The sequence below is a fragment of the Streptomyces sp. 150FB genome (assembly GCF_000818195.1).
Taxonomy (GTDB): domain Bacteria; phylum Actinomycetota; class Actinomycetes; order Streptomycetales; family Streptomycetaceae; genus Streptomyces.
This window is the reverse complement of sequence record NZ_JTHL01000001.1, coordinates 2,318,340-2,332,780: the sequence shown is the minus strand read 5'-3', so window position 1 is coordinate 2,332,780 and position 14,441 is coordinate 2,318,340. Positions and strand designations below refer to the sequence as shown.

Here is a 14,441-nt window from a genome sequence, read left to right as displayed (position 1 = left end):
GCCGTCGCCGGAAGCGCCTTCTCGGCGAGTCGGCCGGCTGCTGGGGGAGGTTGTACGGCAGCGAGTGGTAGACCGCGTACGAGACGGCGAAACCGACCGCGAGGCAGACCATGCCGCCCACCGCGTCGAGCCAGAAGTGGTTCGCCGTGGCGACGATCACCAGCAGGGTGACCACGGGGTAGAGCAGCCCGAGGATCCGCGCCCAGGGCGCACGGGCCAGCGCGAAGATCGTCAGCCCGCACCAGAGCGACCAGCCGATGTGCATCGACGGCATCGCCGCGAACTGGTTCGACACGCTCTTCAGGTCGCCCGAGGACATCGATCCCCAGGTGTTGTGGGCCATCACCGTGTCGATGAAGTTGTGCCCACGCATCAGACGGGGTGGCGCCAGCGGATACAGATAGTAACCGAGCAGCGCCACACCGGTAGTCACGAAGATCACCAGTCTGGCCGCCGCGTAACGGCCCGGATGTCGGCGGAAGAGCCAGATCAGCACACAGATGGTGACGATGAAGTGCAGTGTCGCGTAGTAGTAGTTCATGCCTACGATCAGCCAGGTCACCGAATTGATCGCATGGTTGACCGGCTCCTCGAAGCCCAATCCCAGCGTGCGCTCCAGATGCCAGATCCAGTCGGCATTGTTCAGCGCCGCGACGCGCTTTTCCGGCACCGCGTTACGTACCAGCGAGTAGATCCAGTAACTCACCGCGATGAGCAGGATTTCGAACCAGATCCGCGGGCGGCGCGGGGCGTGGCGCCTGCGCAGCCAGGGATGGCGTGCAGTGTCCTCGGTCGTAACGGACACCTCTGACGTTCGGGCCGCCTCGTCAGCATTCTGTGACGGGGTGGCCGCACGGTCTTCGTGTGTCTTCACGGTCGATTCACCCATAGCCATAGCGAGAGAGTTTGCCAGATTTCCGCCCCCGACCGATCATCCCCCGGTCGGGTTCCCGCCGCATTCGCTACACCTTACGGACGATTTCCGGGCCCTGCATTTCTCAGGGTTCCCGGGCCCGGACCCGATGCCGTCGAGCCCCTTACGACCAGCTCGGGCATGAAGACGAATTCGCTGTGCGGGGCGGGCGTGCCGCCGATTTCCTCAAGGAGCGTACGGACCGCCGCCTGCCCCATGGAGGGCACCGGCTTGCGGATCGTCGTCAGAGGTGGATCGGTGAACGCTATGAGAGGGGAGTCGTCGAAACCGACGACGGAAAGATCGCGCGGCACGGCGAGTCCGTGGTCGCGCGCCGCCCTGATCGCGCCGAGCGCCATCATGTCGCTCGCGCACACCACCGCGGTGGCACCCCGCGCGATCAGGGCGGAGGCGGCGGCCTGGCCGCCCTCCAGGGTGAAGAGCGAGTGCTGGATCAGCTCGTCGGTCTCCGGCCCTGAGAGCCCGAGCAGCTCCCGTACGGTGCCCCGGAAGCCCTCGATCTTGCGGAGCACCGGTACGAAGCGCAGCGGCCCGACCGCCAGCCCGATCCGTTGGTGGCCGAGCGAGACGAGATGCGTCACGGCGATGCGTACGGCGGCGCGGTCGTCCGGCGAGATGAACGGCGCCCGCACCTTCGGCGAGAACCCGTCGACCAGGACGAACGGCACGCCCTTGGCGCGCAGCCGCTCGTAGCGCCCCATGTCGGCCGAGGTGTCGGCGTGCAGCCCCGAGACGAAGATGATCCCGGCGACATCCCGCTCGACGAGCATCTCCGTCAGCTCGTCCTCCGTCGAACCCCCGGGGGTCTGCGTCGCGAGCACCGGCGTGTACCCCTGCCGGGTCAGCGCCTGACCGATCACCTGCGCCAGCGCCGGGAAGATCGGGTTCTCCAGCTCGGGGGTGATCAGACCGACCAGGCCCGCGCTGCGCCGGCGCAGCCGTACGGGGCGTTCGTATCCGAGGACGTCGAGCGCGGCGAGTACGGACTCGCGGGTGGCCGCAGCAACGCCGGGTTTGCCGTTCAGTACGCGGCTGACCGTCGCTTCGCTGACACCCGCCTGGGATGCGATACCGGCCAGCCGTGCGGTCATGGAACGGGACTGTACCGGGCGCCCGGCTGATTGCCCACCACTGGCCAGGGCTGCCACGAGGCGTCGGTCCTGCAAGAACTTGCAGCGGTACCGCTCGCCCATGTGTCGGGTAGTTGCAAGCCCATTCGGTCCGTACAGGCCTCAACTATCCCTGGGGGCTTGGGTTCCGCTTCTTCTTGCAGAAATATTCCGCAAGGTCTTTCCGGCTCATTGCATCGCTGTTACGTTCACGTCCGACCCGGCACCGCGACGGCGCGATGCCGCACCTCGAAGGAGTTCGGATGCGACGTGGCATAACGGCCGGGGCCCTGGCCGCCACCCTGGCGCTCGCGGCTGCCGGCTGCGGCAGTGGCGGCGAATCGGACGGTGCGGGCAAGCCGGGAGGTGAGCTGTCCGGGAAGGTCACGTGGTGGGACACCTCGACGGTCGGCAGTGAGGACAAGGTCTTCAAGAAGCTCGCCGAGGACTTCGAGAAGGTGCACCCGAAGGTCGATGTCACCTACGTCAACGTGCCGTTCGGCGACGCCCAGAACAAGTTCAAGAACGCCGCGCAGGCCAACTCCGGCGCCCCCGACGTGATCCGCTCCGAGGTCGCCTGGACCCCGGAGTTCGCCGACCTCGGCTACCTGGCACCGCTCGACGGCACACCGGCGCTGAAGAACGAGAAGGACTTCCTGCCGCAGGCCGCCGCCTCCACCAAGTACGACGACAAGACGTACGCGGTGCCGCAGGTCATCGACTCGATGGGCATCTTCTACAACAAGAGGATCCTGGCGCAGGCCGGTGTGTCCGTGCCGAAGACGGTGGACGAGCTGAAGACCGTCTCGAAGCAGATCAAGGCCAAGACCGGGAAGACCGGTCTCTACCTCCGCGGCGACGACGCCTACTGGTTCCTGTCGTTCCTGTACGGGGAGGGCGGAAACCTCGTCGACGCGGACTCCAGGACCGTCACCGTCGACAACGCGGCCGGTGTCAGGGCGATGGCCGTCGTCAAGGACCTCGTCGACTCGGGCACCGCGAAGACCGACGCCACGGACGGCTTCGAGAACATGCAGGCCGCCTTCAAGGACGGTGACGTCGCCATGATGATCAACGGCCCCTGGGCCGTCACCGACACCTACGGCGGCGCTGAGTTCAAGGACAGGGCGAACCTGGGCATCGCGCCCGTACCGGCCGGCTCAGTGGCGCAGGGCGCCCCGCAGGGCGGCCACAACCTCGCGGTCTACGCGGGCTCCAAGAACCTCGAAGCTTCGTACGCCTTCACCGAGTACATGACCTCACCGGAGAGCCAGGCCACGGTCGCGAAGGAGCTGAGCCTGCTGCCGACCCGTACCTCCGTCTACGCGAGGCCGGAGGTGGAGGACAACCAGATCGTCGGATTCTTCAAGCCCGTGGTGGACAAGGCCGTCGAGCGCCCCTGGATCCCCGAGACCGGGAGCCTGTTCGCGCCGCTGGTCACCGAGTACACCAAGGTCCTCACCGGCCAGTCGACCCCGGAACAGGGCGCGAAGGCCACCGGCGGCGCGTACCGCGAGCTGCTCAAGGGCTGGAAGTAGCAGTGACAGGGCCGGAAGTGACGGGGTCGGAAGTGACGAGGAGGCGAGCCGGCTGATGGCTGTCCACACCGAGGGGCCGGTGGCGAAGGCGGCGGGCGGCGACACCGCCGGTGGCCGGAGCCGCGGCTCCGGCGGCGGAGCGGGGCATACGCGGGGCAGGCTCGGGCGGGCCGTCGCGGTCCACTGGTACGCCTGGGCCATGATCGCCCCCGTTGTCGTCGTGATCGGCGCGATCATCGGATACCCGCTGGTGCGGGGCGTCTACCTGTCGCTCACCGACGCCAACGAACGGAACGTCGAGCGCAGCATCGGCGTCAACCACCTCCCCGCCACGTACAGGTTCGTCGGACTCGACAACTACGCCGACGCGCTGACGGGCAGCCAGTTCCTCAGCACGCTCGGCTGGACCCTGGTGTGGACGGTCTGCTGCGTCGGCGTCACCTTCGCGCTCGGCCTGGCCCTCGCGAACATCCTCAACCGCAGGATCGCGGGCCGCTCCTTCTACCGGATGCTGCTGATCCTGCCCTGGGCGGTGCCCGGCTTCGTCTCCGTCTTCGCCTGGCGCTTCCTCTACAACGAGGACCGGGGCCTGCTCAACAAGATCCTCGCGGGCGGCGGGATCGACGCGGTGCCCTGGCTGAACGACCCGGGCTGGGCGAAGTTCTCGGTCATCGCCGTCAACATCTGGCTCGGCGTGCCGTTCATGATGGTCGCGCTGCTCGGCGGCCTCCAGTCCATCCCCGGCGAGATGTACGAGGCCGCGGAGATGGACGGCGCGAACGCCTGGCAGCGCTTCTGCCACATCACCATGCCGGGTCTGCGGTCGGTCAGTACGACCGTGATCCTGCTCTCGACCATCTGGACCTTCAACATGTTCCCGGTGATCTTCCTGCTGACCAGGGGCGGACCCGGTGAGGCCACCCAGATCCTGGTGACGCAGGCGTACAAGTTCTCCTTCGAGGTCAGCCCGCGCGACTTCGCCCAGTCGTCCACCTGGGGCGTGCTGATCCTTCTCCTCCTGATGCTCTTCGCCGTGGTCTACCGGCGAGTTCTCCGAAAGCAGGGAGATGTCTGGTGACCACAGCGGCGACCGGAACCATCACCGAAACCACCACGGGGGCCGCCGGTGCGGGCGCGCGCGGCGCCGGGCCGAAGGCCGTACGCACCACCGCACGCCGCGACCGGCGCTCGCCCCTCGCCTCGATCGCGCTCCACACCACGCTTGTCGTGGCGTCCGTGGTCGCCGTCTTCCCGGTGCTGTGGGTGCTGCTGACCTCGCTGAAACCCGCGAGCTACGCGACGACGACGGACTTCTTCAAGGACACCACCCTGGAGAACTACACCGGGCTGCTCAGTGACACGCCCTTCCTCACCTGGTTCGGCAACTCGCTGGTCGTGGCGGGCTTCACCACCCTCATCGGGGTCTTCACCGCCGCCACCACCGGCTACGCCGTCAGCCGCTTCCGGTTCCCCGGCAAGCGCGGGCTGATGTGGACGCTGCTGATCACCCAGATGTTCCCGGTGGCCGTCCTGATCGTGCCGATCTACAACATCATGTCCGGCCTCGGACTGCTCAACAGGTCCGCCGGGCTCGTCCTCACCTACCTCACCATCGCCGTGCCGTTCTGCGCCTGGATGATGAAGGGCTTCTTCGACACGATCCCCCGGGAGATCGACGAGTCGGGGCAGGTCGACGGACTCGGCCCGTTCGGGGCCTTCTGGCGGCTGATCCTGCCGCTGGCCAAGCCGGGGCTCGCCGTCACCGCCTTCTACTCCTTCATCACCGCCTGGGGCGAAGTCGCCTACGCCTCCGCCTTCATGGTCGGCGACGAGAACCTCACCCTCGCCGGGGGCCTGCAGAAGTTCGTCAACCAGTACGGCGCCCAGTGGGGACCGATGACGGCGGCGTCCGTCCTGATCGCCGTCCCCGCGGCGATCGTTTTCCTCTTCGCACAGCGCCATCTCGTCACCGGTGTCTCCGCCGGAGCCGTGAAGGGCTGACCCCGCCCGCCATCCGCCCGTAAACCGGGACTTCACCACCTCAGGGACGACATGACCCAGCATCTCGCTGCCCCCCTCACCGGCACGTCCGACGACGACGCCCCGGCCCACCGCACAGGCTGGTGGCAGGAAGCGGTCATCTACCAGGTCTATCCGCGCAGCTTCGCCGACGGCAACGGCGACGCGATGGGCGACCTCGACGGCGTACGCGGCCGGCTGCCGTACCTCAAGGACCTGGGCGTCGACGCCGTCTGGCTCAGCCCGTTCTACAAGTCCCCCCAGGCCGACGCCGGTTACGACGTCGCCGACTACCGCTCCATCGACCCGATGTTCGGCACCCTCGCCGACGCCGGAGCGCTCATCGGCGACGCGCACCGGCTCGGGCTGCGGGTCATCGTCGACGTCGTGCCCAACCACTCGTCGGAGCAGCACGACTGGTTCAAGCGCGCGCTCGCCGAGGGCCCCGGGTCGGAGCTGCGCGAGCGCTACCACTTCCGCCCCGGCAAGGGGGAGAGCGGTGAACTCCCGCCCAACGACTGGCCGTCCGTCTTCGGCGGCTCCGCGTGGAGCCGTACGACCGACCCCGACGGCGCACCCGGCGAGTGGTATCTGCACCTCTTCGCGCCCGAACAGCCCGACTTCAACTGGGAACACCCGGCGGTCGCCGAGGAGTTCCGCTCGATCCTGCGGTTCTGGCTGGACCTCGGCGTCGACGGCTTCCGTATCGATGTCGCGCACGGCCTGGTCAAGGCGCCGGGCCTGCCCGACGTCGGCAGCGGCGGACAACTGCGGCTGCTCGGCAACGACATCATGCCGTTCTTCGACCAGGACGGGGTGCACGAGATCTACCGGGGCTGGCGCCGCGTCCTCGACGCGTACCCCGGCGAGCGCATCGCCGTCGCCGAGGCCTGGACGCCGACGGTCGAGCGCACCGCCAACTACGTACGCCCCGACGAACTCCACCAGGCCTTCAACTTCCAGTACCTGAGCACCTCCTGGGACGGGGAGGCGCTGCGCGAGGTCATCGAGGTCTCGCTCGCCGCGATGCGGCCCGTCGGCGCCCCGGCGACCTGGGTGCTCTCCAACCACGACGTCACCCGGCACGCCACCCGCTTCGCGAGCCCGCCCGGCGGAGGCACCCAGACCAGGGAGCCCGGCGACCGTGAACTCGGGCTGCGCAGGGCCCGCGCCGCCACGCTGCTGATGCTGGCCCTGCCGGGCTCCGCGTACATCTACCAGGGCGAGGAACTCGGCCTGCCCGACGTCACCGACCTGCCGGACGAGGCCAGGCAGGACCCCTCGTACTTCAGGGCCGACGGCCAGGACGGCTTCCGCGACGGCTGCCGGGTGCCGATCCCCTGGACGCGCGAGGGGAAGAGTTACGGGTTCGGCGCCGCCGGAAGCTGGCTGCCCCAGCCGGACGACTGGGCCGAGCTGAGCGTCGAGGCGCAGACCGGCGACCCCGACTCGACGCTGGAGCTGTACCGGTCGGCCCTGGCCGTACGGCGGCAGCACCCGGGCCTCGGCGCCGGGGCGTCCGTCCGCTGGCTGGAGGCGCCCGAGGGCGTGCTGATCTTCGGCCGCCCCGGATTCGTCTGCGCGGTCAACACGACGGACACGCCCGTACGGACCGACACGTACGGGCGTGTGCTGCTCGCGAGCGCCCCGGTCACGGCGGACGACGCCGGGACCGAACTGCCCGCGAACACGACGGTGTGGTGGGCGCTCTGACCGCGCGCCCCACCGTCACGCACCACCTGCTCACCGCACCACCTGCTCACCGCACAGTTCACCCGCACCCCCCACTCCGTGCAGGAGGAACCAATGAGCCGCAGATTCCTGGCAGTCGCACTGGCCCTGGTGGCCGGCGCGACCGCCCTCGCGATACCCGGCGGGACCGCTCAGGCGGCCCCGCCCGGCACCAAGGACGTCACCGCCGTCCTCTTCGAGTGGCGCTTCGCCTCCGTCGCCAAGGCGTGCACCGACACCCTCGGCCCGGCCGGATACGGCTACGTCCAGGTGTCGCCGCCCCAGGAGCACATCCAGGGCGCCCAGTGGTGGACCTCGTACCAGCCCGTCAGCTACCGGATCGCGGGGCGGCTCGGCGACCGGGCCGCCTTCAGTGCCATGGTGAACACCTGCCACGCGGCCGGCGTCAAGGTCGTCGCCGACTCGGTGATCAACCACATGGCGGCCGGGGACGGCACCGGCACCGGCGGCTCCCCGTACACCAAGTACAACTACCCCGGGATCTACTCGGGCGCCGACCTGGACGACTGCCGCTCGGCGGTCTCCAACTACCAGGATCGCGCCAATGTACAGAACTGCGAACTGGTGGGGCTCGCCGATCTGGACACCGGCGAGGAGTACGTACGCGGCAGGATCGCCGCGTACCTGAACGACCTGCTCTCGCTCGGTGTCGACGGCTTCCGCGTCGACGGCGCCAAGCACATGCCGGCGACCGACCTCGCCAACATCAAGAGCAGGCTCTCCAACCCCGGCGCCTACTGGAAGCAGGAGGTCATATACGGCGCGGGCGAGGCCGTCTCACCCGCCGAGTACACCGGCAACGGCGACGTCCAGGAGTTCCGGTACGCCCGGAGCCTCAAGCAGGTCTTCCTCAACGAGAACCTCGCCTACCTCAAGAACTACGGCGAGGTCTGGGGCTTCATGGCCGGAAACCAGGCCGCCGTCTTCGTCGACAACCACGACACCGAACGCGGCGGCGACACCCTCAGTTACAAGGACGGCTCCTCGTACACCCTCGCCGAAGTCTTCATGCTGGCTTGGCCGTACGGATCGCCCGACGTGAACTCCGGGTACGAGTTCACCGACCGTGACGCCGGACCACCCAACGGCGGTACCGTCAACGCCTGTTACAGCGACGGCTGGAAGTGCCAGCACGCCTGGCCCGAGATCGCGTCCATGGTCGGCTTCCGCAACACCACACGCGGTGCGGCCGTCACCGACTGGTGGGACAACGGCGGCGACCAGATCGCCTTCGGCCGGGGAGCCAAGGGCTACGCCGTCATCAACCACGAGAACGCCGCACTGACCCGTACGTTCCAGACCGCCCTGCCGGCCGGCGGCTACTGTGACGTGCAGAGCCGCAGGAGCGTGACGGTGAACAACTCGGGACAGTTCACGGCGACCCTCCCAGCGGGCACGGCACTGGCCCTGCACACCGGCGCCAGAACCTGCTGAAACCGCGCCGGGGTTTGCGACAGATCACGCCAAGACCGTCGGCGTTCACCCCCAACTAGGCCAGACTGTAGCTGTGGTGGGACATCTTCCCAATGAGACGACCAGCTTCGTCGGACGCAGGACCGAGCTGGCCGCCCTGGAGCGCGCACTCGAAGGCCAACGGCTGGTCACCCTGACGGGCAGCGGCGGCGTCGGCAAGAGCCGGCTGGCGCTGCGCGCTGCCCGTCAGGCGGGCCGTACCCGTATCGACGGCGTCGCCTGGGCGGACCTCTCACCGCTCTACGACGACACGCTGCTGTTCGCCACCGTCTGCGACGCCGTGGGGTTCTACGACCAGAGCCCGCACAACCCCGTCGAAGCCCTCTGCGAATGGCTCGCGGGACGCGATCTGCTGCTCGTACTCGACTGCTGCGAACGCCTCGTCGGGGCCTGCGCGGACCTCGTCGGGCACCTGCTCGCCGCCGCCCCCGGACTGACCGTGCTGACCACCAGCAGGGCGCCGCTCGGCATCAGGGGCGAATACCGCGTCGAAGTGACACCGCTCCCGCTGGACGGGGACGAGGACGCCCTCCGCCTCTTCCGCGACCGCGCGGCGAACCACCGGTCCCTCGACGACCCGGCCGCCGCTCAGGCCGCCGCCGCGATCTGCCGCCGCCTCGAAGGCATCCCGCTGGCCGTCGAACTCGCCTGCGCCCGGCTCGCCGACAACACCGTCGAGCAGATAGCGGAGCGGCTGACCTCCCGGCTCGACGTACTCACCGACGACAGCGTATGGCCGCACCGCCACCGCGCTCTGCGCACCGCCATCGGGTGGAGCCACGAACTGTGCGCGCCCCTCGAACGCCTCCTCTGGGCCAGGCTCTCCGTCTTCCGGGGCGAGATCGACCCGGTCGACGCCCGCGCCGTCTGCGCGGGCGGCCCGCTCTCCGCCGCCGACGTCACAGCGGGACTCGTGAGCCTGGGCGCCCAGTCCGTCCTCCGGCCGGTCGGCCACCGCTACCGGATGCTCGACACCCTGCGCGAGTACGGCGCCATGTGGCTGGCGGAACTCGGCGAGGAACAGCACCTCGCCGACCGGCACGCCGCCCACTTCGCCGCCCTCACCAGCGAGGCGCACACCGGCTGGCTCGGCCCCGACCAGGTCACCTGGTACGCGCGCGTCGCCGACACCCACGCCGACCTGTGCGCCGCCCTCGACCACCTCATCGACAGCGACCCGGACGCGGGCATCGCGATGGCGGGGCGCGCCGGGCTCTTCTGGAGCTGCTGCGGCCACCTCCGCGAGGCCCGCGGCTATCTCGAACGGGCCCTCGACAACAGCCACGCACTCGGCCCGCACCGCACCCGCGCCCTGTGGGCCCTCGGCATAACCCTCACCCTCCAGGGCGACCACGAGGGCGGCCACCGGATCGGCGAACGCTGCGGGGTCGCCGCCTGGCACGACCAGGACCCCGAATCCATGCTCTCGGCCGCCCACGTCATGGGCCTCGCCCAGCTCATGATGGGCAACCCCCAGGCGGCCCACACGGTCTGCGACCGCGCCCTGCGCTCCATCCCCTGCGACCCCCTGGACGCCCCCTCGCAGTTGCGCTGCCGCGTCGTACGGATCTTCGCGCTCACGGCCATGGGCCGGCTCGACGAGGGCCACGAGGAAGCCGCCGCCCTGCAACAGCTCAGCACCCGCTACGGCGAACGCTGGTCCCGCGCCTACGCCGACCACCAACTCGCCCTCATACACCTGCTCCAGGGCCGCCCGCACGAAGCGGAACTGCACGCCCGCGCGATGCTCGTCGGCAAGCAGCAGCTCCACGACAGCCTCGGTATCGCCCTCGGCCTCGACCTGCTCGCCGCCGCGATCGCCGGCCAGGGCGACGGAGTCCGCGCCGCCCACACGTACGGCACCAGCCTGGCGTACTGGCGCATGCTCGGCCACCCCCAGGGCGGCACCCCGGAACTCGCCTCCCTGCACGCCGAATGCGAACGCCTGGCCCGCGCCACGGCCGGCGACCCCGGCTACGAGAACGCATTTCACCGCGGTCTCCTCGACGACGGCGAAAGCGGACTGGCCCGGGCGCTGCAAGGCCGACCCTCCACCGAAAGCTAATCTGATCGTTAACCAAGTGCTCGTGTGAAGCGGCCTGTTGAGGGACACCCCATAGCTATGACGTCCACTGACGTGAAACAACCGGAAGACACCCGGACAGCAGGGCCCCGGCCCCTCTCCTGGTGGATCAAGCTGCCCATCGCGCTGATCGTCCTTGTGGGACTGCTCTTCGCCGGCAGCAAGCTCGACCTGATCCCGGGCCTCGGCGGCCTCTTCGGCACCGAGACCAAGGACCGCACAGGGCCGACCCTGCTCCAGTCGATCCAGGACCTGGACCGGTACGAGGCGGCGTCCGGCAACTTCCAGGTCGTCGTCGACCTGGAGAAGGACACCAAGTACCTGCCGGACGCGATCAAGGGCAGCCGTACGCTCTACGTCGGCGCGGGCACGGTCGGCTCGTACGTGGACTTCAGCAAGATCGGCGACAAGAGTGTGCAGGTCAACAAGGATCGCACCACGGCGACGATCAGCCTCCCGCACGCGCAGCTCGGCAAACCCGCGATGGACCCGGACCGCTCGTACGCCGTCTCCAAGGAGCGCGGCCTGCTCGACCGGCTCGGCGACGTCTTCTCCGACAACCCGGGCGACGAGCACGCGGTGAACCAGCTCGCGGCCAAGCACATCGCCGACGCGGCCAAGGACAGCGAACTCGCCTCGCGCGCCGAGAAGAACACCACCAGCATGCTCCAGGGCCTGCTGCACTCCCTCGGCTTCACCAAGGTGACGGTCGTCTACAACTGAAGCGGCGCGAGCCGCTGACCCACCTCACCGAACGGACCCCCGGCCGGCTCGTCGGCGACGATCCGCAGCACGAGCCGGGCCATCTCCTCGTCGTACGCGGCGCTCACCACGGCGAGCGCCGCGAAGTCGTGCACGAGCTGCGACTCCAGCTCCGCCCGCGGTATCCGCCGCCCGTCCAGCCAGATCAACGCCGTCGACTCGGCCAGCGACACCCACGAACGCACCACCAACTCCAGCCGCGCGGGCGGCTCCTGGACCCCGAGATGGACCAGGATCTGCTCGTAGGCCGCCTCCCGCACCCCGTCGATCATCGCGGCCTTCTCCGCCGACCCGGCGGCAGGCCCACCCCGCAGCAGCGCCGCGAACCCGGGCCCATGTTCCTCGACGAAGTCGAAGAACCGCCCCATCACCCGCAACAGCCGCGCCCCCAGGGGCCCTTCACGCGGTTCGAGGAACCGCCCCGCCAGATCGTCGGCGGCCCGCCGCAGCGCGGCCTCGTACAGACTCTGCTTGCCGGGAAAATAGTGGTAGACCAACGGCCGCGAGATCCCGGCGGCGGAGGCGATCTCGTCGATAGAGACCTCATCGGGCGCCCGGCGGCTGAACAGCTCCAACGCCACACCGATCAGTTGCCGCTTCCGCTCTTCGACACCCATCCTGCGGCGCACCCCGGTCGTCATACGAACAGCCTAACGGGCGGCGCCCGGCGGATGTCCGTTACGCTCCGGGACCATGAGCGCATCGGACCAGGACCAAACCGCGGACATACCCGAACCCACCGGCCTGACACCCCGTCAGGCACGCACGGTGCGCATAGCGGTCGGGTCGGTGCTGCTGGTCGGAATGGCGTCGGTACTGGCGATACGCCTGGGGGAGCGGACCTCCGTCCTCGTGGTGGGCGTCTACGGCCTGGCCATGATCATCTGCGGCCTCTCCATAGAACTGAGCCGGAACGGCCGCACCCGCCTGGCAACGTGGCTACTGGTGGCAGACGTCCTGGCGGCGATAACCGGCGACTGGCTACTTCCGTAGCGGCGCGGCGGTCTTGGGCGGTCGGTGCGGCCGGGTCCGTGGTCACCGGCGTGGGTTGCGGTTGTAGCCGGGGTGCGCTCCGGACGCGGCGTTACGGGCAGCCACGGGCCGACGGAGGGTGACGGGGTCGCAGGAGGTACGTGTCCGGACGCTAACGTGAGATTTGCGGCGCATGACCGCCTCAGGCAACACGTCCGCGGTGACGACGCCGTAAATCACACGTCCGGACATGTGCCTCCGGAGGCCCCGGCGCCCGGCACACGAACAACGCACCGCAACCACGAACCGCCCCAGACCACGCCCCCCAGCCGGACGGCGTCACCGCAACGCCGGCACCGTGTCTCCCCCCGCCACCCCCGTCAGCTCCGCCCGAGCCCCCGCCCGCGCCCGTACCACCAGCCGCGTCCCCTTAGCCGACCCCGTCACCGCGCCCCTCGCGGCCACCGACGTGAACCCCGGGCTGCCGGCCGCCAGCAGGTACCACGCGCCGCCCCGCGCCCTCCACAGCACCCCCGCCAGCACATCCGGCCGCCGCGCCCCGCACGCCGGCGAGTCCTCCGCCTTCGCCGCGATCGCCCCCGCCGCCCCCGCCGCCCCCGGCGGCTGGAACACCGCCAGCACCCTGCTGCCCGGCCCCTGCCAGGTGTCCGCGCGGGTGCACACCCACGACGCCGTGCCGCCCCGTTCCGGCAGCGCCTGGCGGGCGTACTGCCAGGAGTTCACGGAGCGGACACCGTGCGAGCGCACCGCCGGGAGCAGGCACGCGGTCCTGGCCCAGACCGCCCGGTCACCGGCCGTCGACACGTCCCCGGGGGACGACGGCCGCCCCGACGTCAGCCGGGCCGGGACCAGTTCGCCCAGGTCGGTCAGCAGGTGGTCGCTGTCGCCGGAGCGTACGTCCAGGGTGTCCCAGGACGCGCAGGCGCGGGCCTGCACCGGGCTGGACAGCGCGTCGGTGACCCCGGCGGAGTCCCGCCGCAGCGGCCGCGCCTCGGCACCCGGGTCGAGGAGGTCGCGCACGGATGCGCGGGTGACCCAAGGCGCCGTCAGGTAGCGGACGTTGCTGTCGGAGCGGGTGACGACCAGCGCGGCGGCGGACGCGGCGTCCGCGTCGTCCACCCGGGCGAAGTCCAGCGCGCCGGAGCGGGACGCGGAGGCGGGTTCCGCGTACCGCACCACCCGCAGGCCGTCGTGGAGGAGGACGACGCGGGTGCCGTCCACCGTTCCGGCGTACAGCAGTTGGGGCGGCCCCATGGGCGGCCCCGACGGTGTGCCCGGTGTCGCCGAGACACGGACGCCCGCGCCGGGCCTGGCCCAGACCGCGAGCGCGCGGCGCAACAGGCCCTGGTCGTGGACCAGATCGCCGCGGGCCGGCCAGACGGAGAAGTCGGTGCGCGGTGACGTCTCCCACGCGCCGGCCACGGTCCGCCGTACCTTCGCCGGATCGAGCGCGGCCTCGGCGGCGGGGTTACGGGCGTACGAGGGCGCGGCGGCGCTCCCCCGCCCCCACCCGTCGCCGGGCAGCCCGAGCAGCGCCCCGCACACCACGACGGCCGCGACAGCGGCCACCGCGGCCCTGCCGTGCTGGCGGCGGCGCATCAGGTCGGTGGGGCGGGCCTGGAGCGAGCAGGGGTCGAACTCGCCGGAGCGCAGCAGTTCGACGGTGCCGGCCGAGTCGAACGCCTCCGCGTCGAACCCGTCCGCCTCGACGAGCGCCGCTTCGGCGTCCTCGGCTCCGGCCGCGCCCAGCACGCGCCGTACCTCCGGGTCCGGCAGCC

11 protein-coding genes and 1 pseudogene are annotated in these 14,441 nt (G+C 70.2%); 8 read left to right on the top strand and 4 right to left on the bottom strand.

Annotated elements, in window-relative coordinates; all coding sequences use genetic code 11:
• A partial coding sequence (locus QR77_RS43385) for a phosphatase PAP2 family protein (protein WP_078877776.1) occupies positions 1 to 889 on the bottom strand: 889 nt, incomplete at its 3' end.
• Positions 890 to 969: 80 nt separating this feature from the next.
• The gene (locus QR77_RS09670; RefSeq protein WP_040020987.1) at positions 970 to 2,025 is read right to left on the bottom strand and encodes a LacI family DNA-binding transcriptional regulator; all 1,056 of its coding nucleotides are present in this window, start codon (positions 2,023 to 2,025) and stop codon (positions 970 to 972) included.
• Positions 2,026 to 2,306: 281 nt separating this feature from the next.
• Here QR77_RS09670 and QR77_RS09665 point away from each other — a divergent pair, with 281 nt between their 5' ends.
• The 7 genes and pseudogenes from QR77_RS09665 (at position 2,307) to QR77_RS09635 (ending at position 11,631) form a co-directional block, all read left to right on the top strand.
• Positions 2,307 to 3,581, top strand: coding sequence for an extracellular solute-binding protein (locus QR77_RS09665; protein ID WP_040020985.1), 1,275 nt, complete (start codon positions 2,307 to 2,309; stop codon positions 3,579 to 3,581).
• Between the two features lie 55 nt (positions 3,582 to 3,636).
• Complete coding sequence (locus QR77_RS09660) at positions 3,637 to 4,659, top strand: sugar ABC transporter permease (protein WP_040020983.1); 1,023 nt, start codon at positions 3,637 to 3,639, stop codon at positions 4,657 to 4,659.
• A 125-nt stretch (positions 4,660 to 4,784) separates the two neighbouring features.
• Positions 4,785 to 5,582 carry a carbohydrate ABC transporter permease gene (locus QR77_RS09655; protein WP_236711081.1) on the top strand — a complete coding sequence of 266 codons (798 nt, stop codon included), beginning with the start codon at positions 4,785 to 4,787 and terminating at the stop codon, positions 5,580 to 5,582.
• A gap of 51 nt (positions 5,583 to 5,633) precedes the next feature.
• Entirely contained in the window at positions 5,634 to 7,313 is a 1,680-nt protein-coding gene (locus QR77_RS09650; RefSeq protein WP_040020981.1) for a glycoside hydrolase family 13 protein, read from the top strand.
• A 93-nt stretch (positions 7,314 to 7,406) separates the two neighbouring features.
• Positions 7,407 to 8,783 (top strand): annotated as a pseudogene (locus QR77_RS09645) (alpha-amylase family protein); the annotation flags it as partial.
• Positions 8,784 to 8,862: 79 nt separating this feature from the next.
• A complete protein-coding gene (locus tag QR77_RS09640; protein ID WP_078876578.1) occupies positions 8,863 to 10,890 on the top strand; it encodes an NB-ARC domain-containing protein in 2,028 nt (675 codons plus the stop codon).
• Positions 10,891 to 10,947: 57 nt separating this feature from the next.
• Entirely contained in the window at positions 10,948 to 11,631 is a 684-nt protein-coding gene (locus QR77_RS09635) for a DUF4230 domain-containing protein (RefSeq protein WP_040020977.1), read from the top strand.
• Here the strand turns inward: QR77_RS09635 and QR77_RS09630 are convergent.
• Positions 11,622 to 12,311 carry a TetR/AcrR family transcriptional regulator gene (locus tag QR77_RS09630; protein WP_040020976.1) on the bottom strand — a complete coding sequence of 230 codons (690 nt, stop codon included), beginning with the start codon at positions 12,309 to 12,311 and terminating at the stop codon, positions 11,622 to 11,624. The two genes, QR77_RS09635 and QR77_RS09630, sit on opposite strands and share 10 nt — an antisense overlap.
• A gap of 52 nt (positions 12,312 to 12,363) precedes the next feature.
• On the opposite strand from QR77_RS09630, the gene QR77_RS09625 reads away from it, so the two are divergent.
• Positions 12,364 to 12,663, top strand: a complete 300-nt coding sequence (locus QR77_RS09625; protein ID WP_040020974.1) for a hypothetical protein — start codon at positions 12,364 to 12,366, stop codon at positions 12,661 to 12,663.
• 318 nt (positions 12,664 to 12,981) lie between these two features.
• Here the strand turns inward: QR77_RS09625 and QR77_RS46550 are convergent.
• A partial coding sequence (locus QR77_RS46550; protein WP_040020973.1) for a hypothetical protein occupies positions 12,982 to 14,441 on the bottom strand: 1,460 nt, incomplete at its 5' end.